Consider the following 14,163-nt stretch of genomic DNA (forward strand, 5'->3'; position numbering starts at 1 on the left):
TCCTGCTCAGCCGAACAGGCCGAGCGGCATGGGCACCTTGGCCACCCAGACGAAAAAGCCGTAGAGCGCCAGGGGCAGACCCAGGGCCACGGCGGACAGGACCAGCCGATTGCGCTCGCCGTACCGCACGGCCATGACGGCCAGGGCCAGGGCCGAGGCGCAGACGATGCCGATGACGTCGATGAGCAGATAGTAGGCCAGGAAAACCGCCAGGGTGAACGGCGGATTGAGGTTCCACCCCGCGGACGCGGCGCCCGCCTCCCGGCGGCGGGCCCCCTCGGCCAGGCGGCGGCGGAGGCCCCCGGCGGCCAGGGCGAACCCGGAAAGGGCCAGGAAAACCGCCACGACCTCGGGCCAGAAGGCCGGGGAGACCGCCGCGATCCTCACGCTGGAGGGCGTCTCGATCCAGGCCGGGATGCCCCAGGCGGCGAAGGCGGCGAACCCGAGGCCGACGACGCTGCCGTAGACGATGTCCTGCGTGCTTCGTGACATGGGACGTCCTTTCTTCCGGGACGGCGGCGGGCCGCCGCCCCGGGTTCCGTTGCTACTTCTTGCCCGCGCCGATCTTCTTGCCGAAGGCCTGATAAACCTCGAACTGCTTGCGCACGAAGGCCTCGGTCTCGTCCGGGGTCAGGATGCGCGGCAGGGAGCCCAGGCTCAGGGTGATCTTGTTCCACTCCGCGTCGGCCTTGACCTGCTGCAGGGCCTTGGTCCAGACCGCCGCGACATCGGCGGGCAGATCCTTGGGAGCCCAGAGGCCGCTCCAGCCGAGCAGGAGGACGTTCAGGTCCGGATATCCGGCCTCGGCCAGGGTGGGCACGTCCGGCAGTTCAGGCAGGCGGATCTCGTTCGTCACGGCCAGGGCGCGCATCTGCCCGCCCTTGATCTGGTCCATGACCGAGGAGAGGTTCACGCCCAGGAAGTCCACGTGCCCGCCGAGCAGGGCGACCTTGGCGTCGCCGTCGCCGTTGTAGGGCACGTCGTTGGCCGCGTTCACCGGCAGCCCGGCGGCGTCCAGGAGCATCTTGGAGCCCACGGCCAGCAGGCCGAAGGGGCCGTTGGAGCTGAAGCTCAGCTTGCCGGGGTTCTTGCGCACCGCGTCGACCAGGTCGGCCAGGGTCTTGTACGGGGCGTCGGCCTTGACCACGAAGACGAAGGGGTTGATCTCCAGAAGGCCCAGGAAGGTGAAGTCGTTCCAGGTGAACGGAGTGTTGGCGTTCATGGCCGGAACCAGGCAGTTGCCGCCCACCCGCGAGAGCAGGAGGGTGTAGCCGTCGGCCTTGGACTTGGCCACGAAGGCCGAGCCGGTGATGCCGCTGGCCCCGGGCTTGTTCACGACCATGACCTGCTGGCCCACGTACTTCGGGGCCACCGAGGCCAGGGCCCGGGCCGCCAGGTCCGAGGCGCCGCCGGCGCTGTAGGGGGCCACCAGGGTGACCGGTTTGTCGGGGTACTCCGCCCGGGCCGTTCCCGGGACCAATGCCGCCATTGCCACACAGGCCATCAGAACGAGGAACTTGCGCATCATCTCGACTCTCCTGGTCATTGGGTGGGCACACATGGTCAAACAGCCAGTAGTTCAGAGGTATATATTTTAATAAGACAAGAAGAGTCAACCCTCCGCCCCGAGAAATTCCCCGAAAAAACATCCTCGCGAATTCTTCACGGCGCAACGGAAGCCGCCGCATCAGGGAGGGCGCCATGACGCGCCGCGGCATTCTGGTCCGGGTTCCGGCCCTGGACTGGGTGCGCGGCCTGTGCTCCCCGGCTTCGCCGCCGACTTCGCCGGAGTATTGAAAACCGAAGAGAGACAGCGCCCTTCCGCCTTTCTCTAACGGGCCGAAGGCCCCGCGGCAGGAAATCATTGCCTGTTTTCCCCCCGCCGATTAGGTTCCCGCCGGGGGGGATTCATGGAGCTGATCGATTCGTTCAAGGAAAGCAAGGCCTTTCGTCATTTCCGCCACGTGGCCGTGATCTCGGCCAACAAGATCCACGCCAAGCGCGACGCCCAACAGATGAAGTGCTTCGCCCCGGAGCGGGTGAGCTTCTTCGAAAGCGCGGAGGAAGCGGTGGCGGCCCTGGAACGGGACCGCGCGGACCTGCTTCTCCTGGACTCCACCCTGGCCGACATGAACGGCCTGGACTTCCTGCGTCTCCTGCGCGGCCGCAAACCCCTCAAGGGCCTCCCGGCGATCATGATCACCCTGGAGAACAGCCGGGACTACATCCTGGACGCCATCGACGCGGGTTGCGCGGGCTACATCCTGCGCCCCTACTCCCTGAAGACCCTGGAGCAGTATCTCCTGGCCGCCAAGCATCTCCAGGGCTACCTGGAGATCGAGGACGAACAGCTGCGCGAAGGCCGGGAACTGCTCGCGGCGGGCGACCCGGACGAGGCCATCGTGGCCTTCGAGGAGATCGTCGGCACCCGCGACGAGGCCCGGCGCTACTACGATCTGGGCTGCGGCTACCTGCTGGAGAACAAGTACGGCAAGGCCATCCTCTCGTTCAAGAAGGCCGTGAAGCTCAACGAGCTCTTCGCCGAGGCCTACAAGGGCCTGGCCGACGCCTTCAAGCCAAGGGCGACAATTCAAAATACCTGGAATACATGGAGCACGCGGCCCAGACCTTCGCCGAGACGGACCGCCTGGAGGAGGCCAAGCAGGCCTTCATCGAGATCCTCAAGCACGACAAGGACGTGCCCAACCCCTTCAATACCCTGGGCATACGGCTGCGCAAGGAGGGGGACTTCGAGGGCGCGCTGCATGCCTACATGAAGGCCGTCGCGCTGACCCCGCGCGACGAAAACGTCTACTTCAACATCGCCAAGGCCTACCATCTCACCGCCCGCTTCGAGGAGGCCGGGGAGTACGTGAAGAAGGCCCTGGTCCTCAATCCCTGTTTCGCCGAGGCCAGGAACCTGCACAAGCGCATCTTCGGCGCGGAGTTCATCACCCCGGCCGGAACCGCCGCCCCGCTCCCCCAGCCCGGCGACAACCGCCCCGCCGCCGCCATGGACTCCGACTCCCCCGGCTTCGCCGCCCCCTTCGGGGGTTCATAGAAAGCCATAGAGAAACCACGCCTTTTTTGCCTTTCTATAACGGGGCGAAGCCCCCTTCGGGGGTTCATGGAAAGCCATAGAGGGGCCACGCCTTTTTGCCTTTCTATAACGGGGCGAAGCCCCGCCCGAGGAGTTGGTCCAGGTGGTTGGCGAAGGTGTTGCGGTCGCGGGCCGAGAGGGGCGCGGGTCCGCCGGTGTTCACCCCGCTCTCGCGCAGTTCGTAGAGCAGGTCGCGCACGGCCAGGCGGCCCCGGATGTTCTCGGGGGTGTAGATTTCGCCCCTGGGGTTGAGGCCCAGCGCGCCCTTGTCCACGATCCGCGCGGCCAGGGGGATGTCGGCGGTGACGACCAGGTCGCCGGGGGCCACGCTTTCGGCGATGACGTCGTCCACCACGTCGAAGCCCTTTTGCACCCGCAGGGCGTGCAGATACTCCGACTCCGGCGGATGCAGGGCCTTGTTGGCCACCATGGTGAGATGAATCTTCAGCCGCCGGGCCGCGCGATAGAGGATTTCCGCGATGGGGCCCGGGCAGGCGTCGGCGTCCACCCAGATGCGCCGGGCGCGGCCGTCGCCGCCGCTCATTCCCGGCCGCCCAGGATTTCCCGCACCCGGCCCACTTCGCCGCTGGTCAGGCGGACCTTGATGCCCCGCGTATGCACGGCGGCGCTGGTCAGGATGTCGCGGACCACGCCTTCGGTGGTCTTGCCGCTGCGCTGGTCCTGCTTGCGGACCACGAGCACGCGCAGGCCCGGAACGATGTTCTTGCGGAACGTGCCGCTGGAGGAAGCCGTCTGTTTCATGGGCCTCGACCTACGAGCCAAAAGCCCCGCCGTCAACCGGCTTCGCCGGTTTATAGAAAACCGGGGAGGGGCTACGGCTTAACAGCCGAAGAGAAACAGTGTCTTTCCAACTTTCTGAAAAGGGCGACGCCCCCCGGCTGCGACGCCCCCTTCGGGCGTTCATGGAAAGTCATAGAGGGACCACGCCTTTTTTGCCTTTCTATAACGGGGCGAAGCCCCCCGGCTTCGCCGGTTTATAAAAAAACATGGGGGGACAGGCCGTTCCGTATTTCTAGAGAGGGGCGGCGTCTTAACAGGCGAAGAGGAACAGTGTCTCTCTGATTTTCTGAAAAGGGGCGAAGCCCCTGGTTTTCTGAAAAGGGTCGAAGACCCCCGGCGGCGGCCGGGGGTCTTTGACTTGCCGCCCTTGGAGGAGTGGCGGCGTTCCCATGGGGGGGGAGTTTGGGTCAGTGTATCAACAAGGCGATGAGCGGGGCGGCCAGGACGTTGCACAGGCCCGCCAGGATCATCACCAGACTCGCGATGGCGCCTTCCTCGCCGCCCACCTGACGCGCCTGGGCCACGCCCGCGCCGTGGGCGCCCATGCCGAAGAGCGCGCCCCGGGCCAGGCTCGTGCGCAGGGGCAGCACGTGCAGAAGGATCTCGCCCAGGGCCGCGCCGAAGACCCCCGTGAGCACCACGAAGACGGCCGTCAGGTCGGGAATCCCGCCGATGTCGCCGGACACGGTCATGGCGAAGGGCGTGCTCACCGAGCGCGGCATGAGGCTCAGGCGCACGCTCTCGGACAGGCCCAGCAGCGAGGCCAGGCCCCAGGCCGTGAGCATGGCGATGGCGCTGCCCGCGACGACGCCCACGGTCAGCACGGGCCAGTGGCGGCGGATCATCTCGCGCTGCTCGAAAATGGGCAGGGCGAAGGCCACGGTCACGGGGCCGAGCATGGTCAGCAGCCAGCGGGTGCCCTGGTTGTATTCCTCGTAGCCCTCGTGCAGGGCCAGGGCCAGGGCCACGATGAGGACCGGGGCCAGGGCCAGCGGCGAGGTCCACCAGCTGGGGCGGAGCCGATGGACCCGCCGGGCCGCGCAGTAGAGCGCCACGGTGGCCGCGGACCAGAACAGGCCGGCGGCCAGGGGGGAGTGCGGCAGGCTAACGGGCGTCACGGCGGGCCAGCCTGCAGCAAAGGTCCACGGTCAGGGCCGTGCCGCCCATGACCAGCAGGGTTCCGGCCAGCACGGCGGCCAGGAGCTTGAGCCCCAGGGGGCCCAGGAACTCCTGGTGATCGAGCACGGCGGGCACGGCCGGGATGAAGAAGAGAAGCATTTCGGCCAAAAGCCAGTCCGCGCCTCGGCGCAGGCTGGCGGCGTGCAGGCGGCCGCTGACAAGGAGGAGCAGGACCACGGCCAGACCCAGCACGCCGCCGGGGATGGGAAGATGCGCGGCCCGGGCGATGAGTTCGCCCAGGGCCCAGAAACCCGCCAGAAGGCCGATCTGGAGAAGACGACTGTGGCGCATGGCCAGACGGAAGGAAAGAAACAGCTTGCGAGAAAACATGTGACACTCCTCGGCGCGATCCCCGCGCGACACCTTCCCTCTAGCCAGGCCCCCAGCATATGTAAAATGAATTGACAGCATACGATCCATTCCAATACGGAATGGACATGGAACTGCGAACCCTGCGGGCCCTGGTGGAGGTGGTGCGCCGGGGCGGCTTCTCACAGGCCGCCGAGGCCCTGTTCACCACCCAGCCCAACGTGAGCAAGGCCGTGCGCCGCCTGGAGGACGATCTGGGCGTGCCCCTGCTGGAACGCATCGGCCACCAGAGCAGACTGACGGACGCCGGTCGGATCGTTTATCGACGGGCACGACGAATGCTTGCCGAGGGCGACGATCTGCTGGCCGAGCTGGACGAGCTGCGCGGGCTCCAGCGCGGCAGGCTGCGCCTGGGCCTGCCCCTGTTCGGCAGCAGCGTGCTCTTCGCGCCCATCTTCGCCCTCTTCCGGGTCCGCTACCCGGGCGTGGAGATCAGCCTGGTGGAGCACGGCAGCAAGCGCCTGGAGGAGCTGCTGCGCGCGGGCGAGGTGGACCTGGCGGCCTCGCTCCTGCCCGTGCCCGAGGAGTTCGAGTGGCAGGACGTGCGCGCCGAGCCCCTGGTGGCCCTGCTGCCGGGCGGCCATGCCCTGACCGGGCGCGAGGCCGTGAGCCTCCAGGAACTGGCCCATGAGCCGTTCATCCTCTTCGAGGAGGGATTCCTGCTCAACCAGGTCATCCTGGACGCCTGTTCGCGCCGGGGATTCCGGCCGTTGGTCGCCGCGCGCAGCGGGCAGATCGACTTCATCGTCAGCCTGGTCAAGGCCGGGCTGGGCATCGCGCTCCTGCCCCGGCTCATGGCCGAGCAGCGCCGTCAGGAAGGGGTGCGCCACGTGCTCCTGGATGAGCCGGACACGCTCTGGCACATGGCCCTGCTCTGGCGACGGGGCGGCTACCTGCCCCACGCCGCGCGGGTCTGGCTGGAGCTGGCCCGCGAGGCCCACGCCGGGGCGGGGGCCGAGAAATAGTTCCGCCCTTAAAGATTCATTTTTTTCTTGCGGTAGGCTATAACTGCCTGCTTACTAATTAAGTTGTACAATGAATTCAATGAGGCTGGCAGCTCCACCCTGGTGGAGTTGAACACTTCAACATCACTTTCGATTGGGCTTCTATACAAAAAAACTCTTATATCATCACCATTTGTCACCAGATAATAAGGCGTTCCAAGAAACATCGCATAGCTTCTCGCCTGGCTGACATGATCTGCTATTTTTTTCCCGACATTTTTTGCTTCAACAACAAGTAGTGCACTATCTTTACACCTATTAGCGCCATCAAAGAGAACAAAATCTGCTTCTGTTTTTGTCTTTCTAACTCCTACGACTTGTTCAACAGGATATCCATCAGCACGATCATCTTCAGAATAGCCTAAATGTTCAAGAAGAGGGATGACGAATCTAATCTCGACTTCTTTTTCGCTGTGGAAAATTTTATTCCCTATCGAAGACGCCCACGAATTCATTAATGCCTTATTACTAATACTTTCTTCGTCAATTTGTGAAGCTGTAAAATCTTTTACTGGGAGATTCGGGTCAGTTACGGAAAGGACAACCCAATCATCTCTCTCCAGGTCAACAAGCAGAGGAGACATCAATATGCCGACATCAGAAAAGCTTGATTGTATGGCTTCAACCCAATGTTTTTGTCGTGTCTTGTGGCCGAACATTTTAAGCAATGTTTTCAGCAAGACCCTTTTTGATTTCTTAGGTGATTCCGCAATTGCGTCGCGGATCGCTTCGGAAATTTGAAGATAGTCGACATCCCCCATGACCGGCCTCCTGGTACGAAAGGATATTACAGCTTAGTTTATCTGCATTGTTATCCTCCCGTCCTCGGTGGATCAAGGAAAACATGAACTTCACCGACAGCAATTCCGCCGTGAGCCGGCGGACGCACTGAAATAAACAGCACGGAGACGGGCTCCGCCCCCGCGCTTCGCGCTCCGTCGGGGAATGCCGTCAGGCCTTCTGGCCGCCTTCCTTGGCCGTGAACGCGGCGATGATCTTGTCCATGGCGGCGATGAACAGGTCCACGCTGTATCCGGCGATGAAGGCCAGGGCGAAGGGCGTCAGCGAGGCCAGCGGCGAGGCCGCGTCGCGCAGGAGGCCGAAGCCGCCGATCACCAGCCCCGCCAGGGCTCCGGTGAACAGACGGATTCTGTAGACCATGTTCTCTTCCGTGGAGTAGGACACGGCGCCGATCTCCTTGGCCAGGGAGCGCAGCACGAACAGGCAGGAGCCGAGCCAGCCGAAGAGCAGCGGCAGGACATACAACTCAAGCACCTCCAGGGCCAGGATGGTGTCCAGCCGGTTCCGGCCCAGCTCCTTGTGCGGGGGCTCCTTGACGGGATTCCGGCCGTCCCCGGCTTCGATCCGGTCGTCGGCGGTCCAGAAGGTCAAGACCTTGAAGACGGTCTTCCAGACCATGTTCCACTTTTTCAGCGAATCATTGCGCAAGGACAGCTCGTCGTTGAGCGCTTCGAGCCGCCCGGCGCGATCCTCGGCGTCGGCCCCCGAAGCGTCGCCGGAGATCTTCTCCTGGATTTCCTGTATGCCGGTCCGCAATTCCGTGACCTGGGCGTTGAGCCGCGACCCCACGCCCCAATAGGCCTGCAGGAGCAGGACGGAAACAAGCGCCACGGAGGCCCACCACTTGTAGCGCCGGATGGCCTTGTCCGAGGCCCTCCGCGGGCCGAACAACGTCTCCCGCAGGCGCGCGCAGAGGCCTCTCCTGGGCAGGACCGAGGTGATCGCCTCGATGCTCTCGGTGGTCACGGGCTGGACCGCGCTCGTCAACTTGTCGTAGGCGACCCAGAACTCCACCTGCTGGGGGAACGTCGCGGGGTCGTTGGTGTTCAGGCAGAGCAGCTTCCCGGAGGCGACGATCTTCTCGATCACCTCCTTGTCCAGTTCCAGTCCCTGGGACGCGGCATAGGCCAGCAGCCTGGCCGCCGCATGCACGGACTGCTCCAGGGTGAATCGATCCCGGACGGCCGGTTGCTCCCCGCCCGGACACGGCGTCGCGGCTTGCTCCTCGCTCATGGCTCATTCCCCCAGTTCAATCCAATACTCGCACTCCTTGTCCCCACCGTCCCTTGCGCTTCCGGGCCTCGCGGCCCGGTCCCCGATTCACGTCATGCATATCACATTTCCGCATGCGCGCAAACGCCCCGCCCGGCCGCGCGGCTTCGCCCATTGACTTGCCCGGCCGGGATGCCTACCCTCCGGCATTTCCCGGCATCTCCGGCAACCATCGGCCCACGCGGAACTCCATGCCCAATCTCCTGCTCATCATGCTTCTGGCCGCCTTCCCGGCCCTCTCCACGGACATGTACCTGCCCGCCCTGCCCACCCTGCAGCGGCTCTGGGGCGCGTCCGTGGCCGAGGTGAACCTCTCCCTGCTGTTCTTCTTCCTCTGCTTCAGCCTCTTCCTGCTCATCCACGGCCCGCTCTCCGACCGTTACGGCCGCAAGCCCGTGCTCGTGACCGGCATCCTGCTCTTCATGACCGGCTGCCTGCTCTGCGCCGCCTCGCGCTCCATCACCCAGCTCGTGCTGGCCCGCATGGTCCAGGCCACGGGCGCGGCGGCCGCGGCGGCCCTGGCCCTGGCCCTGGCCAAGGACCTCTACTCCGGCCTGAAGCGCCAGAAGGTTCTGGCCTACATCGGCGTCATCGTCCCGCTGTGCCCCATGCTCGCGCCCATGCTCGGCGGCCTGCTCCTGCGCGTGGTTTCCTGGCGCGCCATCTTCCTGGTCCAGTGCGTCCTGGCCCTGCCCGCGCTTTACGGCGTCCTGCGCCTCAAGGAACCGCCCTTCGAACGCACCTCCGGCGGCCCCCTGGCCATGCTCCGGCGCTACCGCGTGCTCCTCGGCAACAAGCCCTACATGGTCCTGGCCCTGTCCTTCTCGTTCATGTCCGCCGGATTCTTCTCCTACATCGGCGGCTCGGCGGACATCTTCATCACCGGCTTCGGCCTGAGCGAACAGGCCTACGCCCTGTTCTTCGGCTTCAACGCCCTGGGGCTCATGCTCGGATCGCTGCTGGCCTCGCGGCTCTGCGTGGGCATGTCGCCCTCGGCCCTGATCAACGTCACCCTGGCCGGGCTGGGCTGCGGCGGCGCGGCCATGCTCGTCACCGGCGGCGGCGGTCCCTGGGGCTTCGCCCTGCCGATGTTCGCGGTCTCGCTCTTCCTGGGCATGAACCGGCCCATCAGCAACAACATGATCCTGGACACGGTGCAGCGCGACGTGGGCGCGGCCTCGGCCGTGATGACCTTCGCCAACTTCCTGGTGGGCGGGGTCTGCATGGAGATCGTCTCCCTGGGCCTGGCCCCCAAGCCCCTGCTCATCGGCCTGCTGACCCTGGCCGGGACCGTCGTGCCCCTGGCCGCGCTGTTCCTTCTGGGCCACCCGCGCCGCGTCCGCTGACCGCCCGGCCGGGGGGCCTTCGGCCCGTTATGGAAAGGCGGGGAATGGGGGCCCCTTGGCTTTCTGCAACCCGGCGAAGCCGGCTTCGCCCCGCTATGGAAAGGCAAGAAGGCGCTGATTCTCTCTGGCTTGCTATTCTTCGCTTTCTCCCGCGCGCTGAAGGCGCACGCGGTCGCGGCCCTGGGCCTTGGCCCGGTACATGGCCAGGTCGCTTTCGCGGAGCAGGTCGTCCAGTGTGGAGTGTTCGCCGAGGGTGGCCACGCCGATGCTCACGGTATAGGCGGGCAGGTCGCGGAAGGGTTCTCGCGGCATGGACGTGCGGATGCGTTCGGCCACGCCCACCGCGGCCTCGGCCCCGGTGGCCGGGAGCAGCACGCAGAACTCCTCGCCGCCGTAGCGGCCGAAGAGGTCGTAGGGCCGCAGCCGGGAGCGCACGCGGGCGGAAAAGTCGCGCAGCACGTCGTCGCCCACGGCGTGGCCGTGGGTGTCGTTCACGGCCTTGAAGTGGTCCAGGTCGAGCATGAGCAGGGACAGGGGCGCGCCGGTGCGGGCGGCCATGGAGACCAGTTCCCCGGCCCGGGCCAGGAAGGTGGCCCGGTTCAGGGCCTGGGTCAGGCCATCCACCGTGGCCGCGCGCCGCAGCTCGGCGTCGGCCCGCTCCTTGTTCAGGAGCACGAAGCCCACGTTGCCCACGAGCATGACCAGGTAGAGCATCAGTCCGGCGATGGTCTGGTCGGCTCCCGGAGTGTAGACGTGGCCCTCGGTGCGGACCAGAAGGAACACGGCCGCATTGGCCAGCAGCGCCCCGGCGCAGGCCAGGTAGGCCGCGCCCATGAACCGGCGCAGGGTCGTGCCGCCGGGAGTGAAGGCCAAGAGGAAACCCGGCCGGGCGAGGCAGAAGGCCAGGGCCAGTCCGCCGAGGCATTGACGCAGGTTGGGGGAATCGAAGACCAGGATCTGGGCGGCCAGCACGCCGCACACCACCGCGATCAGGAAGCGCCGCGACCAGGAGCCCAGAAGTCCGGAAAAGCGCAGCAGCGCGGCGCTCTCCAGGGCGAACCCGGCATAGAGCAGGCCGTTGCCCAACAGGATGGGCAACATGTCCGCCTCGAGCCCGCGCAGGCCCATGAACAGCCAGCCCACGCTCTGGGCCAGCTTGCCGCGCAGGAACAGCCGCGACCCCCGGCCCCGTTCGCCCACTCCGTGGACGAGCAGCAAGACGGCGGCGCAGCAGTTGCCGAAGGCCAGGAGGAGAATGCCTGTGCGGATGTCGAGCATGGGGATCATGGGTGTATCGGGTTGGCCGATATAGCCGATCCCCGGCGCAAAAACAAGATACTTCGGCTTGTTTTTCACACTTCTTCAGCATGGCCGAAGAGACTGCCGGGCGGCCCCTTCCGGCCGGGTCCGGCGTGGGAGCCCGGCCCGGGCCGCTTCGCGGCGGACGAAAAATACGCGACGTCAGCGGGCGGCGGTCGCGGCGGCGGATTCCAGGAAGCGTTCCCTGGCCCTGGCCGCGGCCAGGGAGGCCACCCGGGACAGATGCCGGTCACGGGCCAGGACATAGACCCCGATCTCGCCGTCGGCATAGAACGCGGCCACCAGCCCGCCGAAGGACTCCAGGGCCTCGGCGTGGCTCCAGTCGTCCTTGACGTGGGCCTCGAAGGCGTTGCCGTGCACGGCCTCCTGGGGATAATGGCGGATGGGCAGGGACACGGCCAGCAGGCCGCTGTGCCCGAGGATGCGGCCGGCCAGGGCCAGGGCCTCCTCCTTGGTCATGTGCTCCAGCACGTCCCCGGCCACGGCCAGGTCGAAGGGCCCCAGCAGGCCGTAGTCCACGTAGCGGGCGTCGGCCACCACCACGCGGTCGTACTTGGCCTCCAGGCCGAAGCGCTCCACGTAGGGGCCCCAGACCTCCACCCCGGTCCAATGCACATCCGGGAACGGCCCGCGCAGCAGGTCCGCGTAGGCGCCCCGGCCGGGGCCGATGTCCAGCACCCGGCGCAAAAGGCCGTGCTCGTGCAGGGTGGCGTAGAAGAAGGCGAACCATTCCTTTCCGTTGGGCGCGCTGTCGGGCATTCTTTTCCTCCTGCCGGTCCGGGACGGATGGAAGCAAGAGCCGTTCCACGAATCCTCTTGCCCCCCGGAGGCTTTGCGGCCACAATGCGCCGCCATGCGCGACGACAAGGCACTTTTCGTCCTGGCCCTGGTGGCCGTGCTCTGGAGCAGCGGCGGGCTGGCCATCAAGCTGGTGGAGGCCCACCCCCTGGCCATCGCGGGCCTGCGCAGCGCCCTGGCCCTGCTGACCCTGCTGGCCATCACGCGCTTCCGGCCCGGGCTCACCTGGTCGCGCACGCAGATCCTGGGCGGGGTCTGCTACATGATCCTGCTCGTCACCGGGGTCACGGCCACCCGCCTGACCACGGCGGCCAACGCCATTCTCCTGGCCTACACCGCGCCGGTCTACGTGGCCCTGATCGCGCCGAGGCTCCTGGGCGAGCCCACGCGCCGCGCGGACTGGATCATGATCGCCGCGGTCCTGGGCGGCATGACCCTGTTCTTCATGGACCGGCTCTCCGCCGGGGGATTCTGGGGCAACGTGCTGGCCGTGGGCACGGGCGTGGGCTACGCGGGCTTCACCCTCTGCATGCGGGCCCAGAAGGACGCCTCGCCCCTGGGCACAGCCTGCCTGGGCCACGGCTTCTCCGCGATCCTGGGCCTGCCCTTCCTCCTGGCCGCGCCCTGGCCGGACGCGGCATCCTGGGCCGGGTTCCTCTACCTGGGCGTGATCCAGCAAGGCGTGTCCCTGGCGCTCTACTCCTGGTCCATCCGCCGCCTGAACGCGCTCACGGCCATCATCGTCATGACCCTGGAGCCGATCCTCAACCCGGTCTGGGTGGCCATCGGCGTGGGCGAGACGCCCGGCCCCTTCGCCCTGGCGGGCGGCGTCGTGGTGCTCACGGCCGTGACCGTCCGGGGCCTGCGCAGCGCCCGGGGCGCATAGCCCGGCTCCGCCGGGTCACGGAAGGACGGGGGGGGATGGGTGAAGTCGTCAGGAAAGGAATCGTCGTTTCTTTCACGACGCTGCATTCATAAGGAAAAACTCTCGCCTTTTTACTCACCGTCCTCATCCGTCTCCTGGTTGAGGAACAGCCCATAGTATTTCTTGAAGAAAAACAATCGGTTTCTTTTCTGCCCCGTGATTTCGACGACAAGTCCCAGGCGGAGAAACTCCCGGAACAGGGCGTTCACCGTGGGAATGGACAGGTCGAGGGCCGCCGCGACCTGTTGAACGGTGACGAAGGGATTCAGGTAAAGCTGCTCCAGCAGGCGCATGCCGTTTGGCGCGCGCCCTCCCAGGCTCATGACCTGGCCCCGGCTCTCTTCCCGCAGCCTCATGATGGCCTGGAAGGTCCGCACGCCCGTCCGCGCCGTCTCCCGGACGGCCCGAAGGAAGAACCGCACCCAATGTCCGATGTCGTTGGAGGCCCGGACCACGGTGAGGGCGTCATAATAGGCCCCCTTGTGGCGCTCGATGTAGGCCGAAAGGTACAGCGACGGCTTCTTCAGCAGCCCCTTGCTGATGAGATAGAGCGTGATGAGCAGGCGGCCGATGCGGCCGTTGCCGTCGAGAAACGGATGGATCGTCTCGAACTGATAGTGGCTGATGGCGATGCGGATGAGGTCCGGAACCTGGATGGTCTCGTTGTGCCAGAACTGCTCCAGATCGCCCATGAGCGCGGGCACCTCGTCGTGGTGCGGGGGGATGAACACCGCGTCCTGAAGCGAGGCCCCGCCGATCCAGTTCTGGGACCGGCGGAATTCCCCCGGAGTCTTGTGTTCCCCGCGAACCCCGCGCAGAAGCGTGGCGTGGGTCTGGCGCAGCAGCCGATTGGAGAGCGGCAGCCGCTCCAGTTCGCCGATCGCCGCGCTCATGGCCTCGATGTAGTTCCGCACCTCCTGCCGGTCGTCCCTCTTCTCCTCGGCCACGAACTCCGCGTCGAGCAGGACGTCCTCCATTTCCGTGCGCGTCCCCTCGATCCGGCTGGAGGTGTTGGCCTCCTTGACCACGTGCATGGAGATGAAGCGGTCGACGTCGGGCACGAAGAGCGAAAAGGCGTTCAGCTCGGCAAGCGCTGCGGCCGCCTGCTCCAGCAAGGTATGGATGCGGGCGTCCTCCCAGGTCCACTCGTGGTTGACGGGGGATGGGGCGAAGCTCTTGTATTGATATTGCCGCACGAAGCTGCCGGAGACATAATCCTCGAAGCGCATGTCCCTTCCTCCCCGATCT

At 66.1% G+C, this 14,163-nt stretch carries 16 protein-coding genes; 5 read left to right on the forward strand and 11 right to left on the reverse strand.

The window, feature by feature from the left end:
* Window positions 1-6: 6 nt before the first annotated feature.
* Together H587_RS0115000 and H587_RS0115005 are read right to left on the reverse strand one after the other, a co-directional pair.
* Window positions 7-492 (reverse strand): tripartite tricarboxylate transporter TctB family protein, encoded by a 486-nt coding sequence (locus H587_RS0115000; RefSeq protein WP_027176930.1) that lies wholly within the window; start codon window positions 490-492, stop codon window positions 7-9.
* A 52-nt stretch (window positions 493-544) separates the two neighbouring features.
* Window positions 545-1,528: a Bug family tripartite tricarboxylate transporter substrate binding protein gene (locus tag H587_RS0115005; protein WP_027176931.1), complete on the reverse strand. Its 984-nt coding sequence runs from the start codon at window positions 1,526-1,528 to the stop codon at window positions 545-547.
* Window positions 1,529-1,910: 382 nt separating this feature from the next.
* On the opposite strand from H587_RS0115005, the gene H587_RS19060 reads away from it, so the two are divergent.
* Complete coding sequence (locus H587_RS19060; RefSeq protein WP_245560898.1) at window positions 1,911-2,777, forward strand: response regulator; 867 nt, start codon at window positions 1,911-1,913, stop codon at window positions 2,775-2,777.
* Entirely contained in the window at window positions 2,699-3,061 is a 363-nt protein-coding gene (locus H587_RS21195; RefSeq protein ID WP_245560899.1) for a tetratricopeptide repeat protein, read from the forward strand. The genes H587_RS19060 and H587_RS21195 overlap by 79 nt, the downstream gene beginning before the upstream one ends.
* Window positions 3,062-3,164: 103 nt before the next feature.
* Here the strand turns inward: H587_RS21195 and H587_RS0115020 are convergent, their stop codons facing one another.
* From H587_RS0115020 to H587_RS0115035, 4 genes are all read right to left on the reverse strand, one after another.
* Window positions 3,165-3,644 carry a YaiI/YqxD family protein gene (locus tag H587_RS0115020; protein ID WP_027176932.1) on the reverse strand — a complete coding sequence of 160 codons (480 nt, stop codon included), beginning with the start codon at window positions 3,642-3,644 and terminating at the stop codon, window positions 3,165-3,167.
* Window positions 3,641-3,862 (reverse strand): YwbE family protein, encoded by a 222-nt coding sequence (locus tag H587_RS0115025; RefSeq protein WP_027176933.1) that lies wholly within the window; start codon window positions 3,860-3,862, stop codon window positions 3,641-3,643. The genes H587_RS0115020 and H587_RS0115025 overlap by 4 nt, the downstream gene beginning before the upstream one ends.
* Before the next feature lie 446 nt (window positions 3,863-4,308).
* Window positions 4,309-5,019, reverse strand: a complete 711-nt coding sequence (locus H587_RS0115030) for an LrgB family protein (protein ID WP_051202974.1) — start codon at window positions 5,017-5,019, stop codon at window positions 4,309-4,311.
* Window positions 5,006-5,410, reverse strand: coding sequence for a CidA/LrgA family protein (locus H587_RS0115035; RefSeq protein ID WP_027176935.1), 405 nt, complete (start codon window positions 5,408-5,410; stop codon window positions 5,006-5,008). The genes H587_RS0115030 and H587_RS0115035 overlap by 14 nt, the downstream gene beginning before the upstream one ends.
* A 107-nt stretch (window positions 5,411-5,517) precedes the next feature.
* On the opposite strand from H587_RS0115035, the gene H587_RS0115040 reads away from it, so the two are divergent.
* Window positions 5,518-6,414: a LysR family transcriptional regulator gene (locus H587_RS0115040; RefSeq protein WP_027176936.1), complete on the forward strand. Its 897-nt coding sequence runs from the start codon at window positions 5,518-5,520 to the stop codon at window positions 6,412-6,414.
* 8 nt (window positions 6,415-6,422) lie between these two features.
* Here the strand turns inward: H587_RS0115040 and H587_RS20380 are convergent, their stop codons facing one another.
* Both H587_RS20380 and H587_RS0115045 read right to left on the reverse strand, forming a co-directional pair.
* Window positions 6,423-7,214, reverse strand: coding sequence for a type I restriction enzyme HsdR N-terminal domain-containing protein (locus tag H587_RS20380; RefSeq protein WP_084630883.1), 792 nt, complete (start codon window positions 7,212-7,214; stop codon window positions 6,423-6,425).
* A gap of 190 nt (window positions 7,215-7,404) precedes the next feature.
* Window positions 7,405-8,487, reverse strand: coding sequence for a hypothetical protein (locus H587_RS0115045; RefSeq protein ID WP_027176937.1), 1,083 nt, complete (start codon window positions 8,485-8,487; stop codon window positions 7,405-7,407).
* A 230-nt stretch (window positions 8,488-8,717) separates the two neighbouring features.
* Here H587_RS0115045 and H587_RS0115050 point away from each other — a divergent pair, with 230 nt between their 5' ends.
* Window positions 8,718-9,872, forward strand: a complete 1,155-nt coding sequence (locus H587_RS0115050; protein ID WP_027176938.1) for a multidrug effflux MFS transporter — start codon at window positions 8,718-8,720, stop codon at window positions 9,870-9,872.
* A 132-nt stretch (window positions 9,873-10,004) separates the two neighbouring features.
* On the opposite strand, the gene H587_RS0115055 is transcribed toward H587_RS0115050, so the two are convergent.
* Together H587_RS0115055 and H587_RS19935 are read right to left on the reverse strand one after the other, a co-directional pair.
* Window positions 10,005-11,159, reverse strand: a complete 1,155-nt coding sequence (locus H587_RS0115055) for a GGDEF domain-containing protein (protein WP_027176939.1) — start codon at window positions 11,157-11,159, stop codon at window positions 10,005-10,007.
* A gap of 174 nt (window positions 11,160-11,333) precedes the next feature.
* Complete coding sequence (locus H587_RS19935) at window positions 11,334-11,951, reverse strand: class I SAM-dependent methyltransferase (RefSeq protein ID WP_051202977.1); 618 nt, start codon at window positions 11,949-11,951, stop codon at window positions 11,334-11,336.
* Window positions 11,952-12,045: 94 nt separating this feature from the next.
* On the opposite strand from H587_RS19935, the gene H587_RS0115065 reads away from it, so the two are divergent.
* Window positions 12,046-12,876: a DMT family transporter gene (locus tag H587_RS0115065; protein ID WP_027176940.1), complete on the forward strand. Its 831-nt coding sequence runs from the start codon at window positions 12,046-12,048 to the stop codon at window positions 12,874-12,876.
* A 110-nt stretch (window positions 12,877-12,986) separates the two neighbouring features.
* Here H587_RS0115065 and H587_RS0115070 read toward each other — a convergent pair whose 3' ends face one another.
* Window positions 12,987-14,144: a Fic family protein gene (locus H587_RS0115070; protein ID WP_027176941.1), complete on the reverse strand. Its 1,158-nt coding sequence runs from the start codon at window positions 14,142-14,144 to the stop codon at window positions 12,987-12,989.
* Window positions 14,145-14,163 lie beyond the last annotated feature (19 nt).

The sequence above is a fragment of the Desulfovibrio aminophilus DSM 12254 genome, from assembly GCF_000422565.1.
Classification (GTDB): Bacteria; Desulfobacterota; Desulfovibrionia; order Desulfovibrionales; family Desulfovibrionaceae; genus Aminidesulfovibrio; species Aminidesulfovibrio aminophilus.

Coding starts and splice junctions, on each gene's coding strand:
- H587_RS20380 (WP_084630883.1), bottom strand. CDS start 7,214: ATGGGGGATGTCGACTATCTTCAAATTTCCGAAGCGATCCGCGACGCA.
- H587_RS0115065 (WP_027176940.1), top strand. CDS start 12,046: ATGCGCGACGACAAGGCACTTTTCGTCCTGGCCCTGGTGGCCGTGCTC.
- H587_RS0115035 (WP_027176935.1), bottom strand. CDS start 5,410: ATGTTTTCTCGCAAGCTGTTTCTTTCCTTCCGTCTGGCCATGCGCCAC.
- H587_RS0115070 (WP_027176941.1), bottom strand. CDS start 14,144: ATGCGCTTCGAGGATTATGTCTCCGGCAGCTTCGTGCGGCAATATCAA.
- H587_RS0115040 (WP_027176936.1), top strand. CDS start 5,518: ATGGAACTGCGAACCCTGCGGGCCCTGGTGGAGGTGGTGCGCCGGGGC.
- H587_RS0115000 (WP_027176930.1), bottom strand. CDS start 492: ATGTCACGAAGCACGCAGGACATCGTCTACGGCAGCGTCGTCGGCCTC.
- H587_RS0115050 (WP_027176938.1), top strand. CDS start 8,718: ATGCCCAATCTCCTGCTCATCATGCTTCTGGCCGCCTTCCCGGCCCTC.
- H587_RS19935 (WP_051202977.1), bottom strand. CDS start 11,951: ATGCCCGACAGCGCGCCCAACGGAAAGGAATGGTTCGCCTTCTTCTAC.
- H587_RS0115020 (WP_027176932.1), bottom strand. CDS start 3,644: ATGAGCGGCGGCGACGGCCGCGCCCGGCGCATCTGGGTGGACGCCGAC.
- H587_RS0115055 (WP_027176939.1), bottom strand. CDS start 11,159: ATGATCCCCATGCTCGACATCCGCACAGGCATTCTCCTCCTGGCCTTC.
- H587_RS0115025 (WP_027176933.1), bottom strand. CDS start 3,862: ATGAAACAGACGGCTTCCTCCAGCGGCACGTTCCGCAAGAACATCGTT.
- H587_RS0115005 (WP_027176931.1), bottom strand. CDS start 1,528: ATGATGCGCAAGTTCCTCGTTCTGATGGCCTGTGTGGCAATGGCGGCA.
- H587_RS19060 (WP_245560898.1), top strand. CDS start 1,911: ATGGAGCTGATCGATTCGTTCAAGGAAAGCAAGGCCTTTCGTCATTTC.
- H587_RS0115045 (WP_027176937.1), bottom strand. CDS start 8,487: ATGAGCGAGGAGCAAGCCGCGACGCCGTGTCCGGGCGGGGAGCAACCG.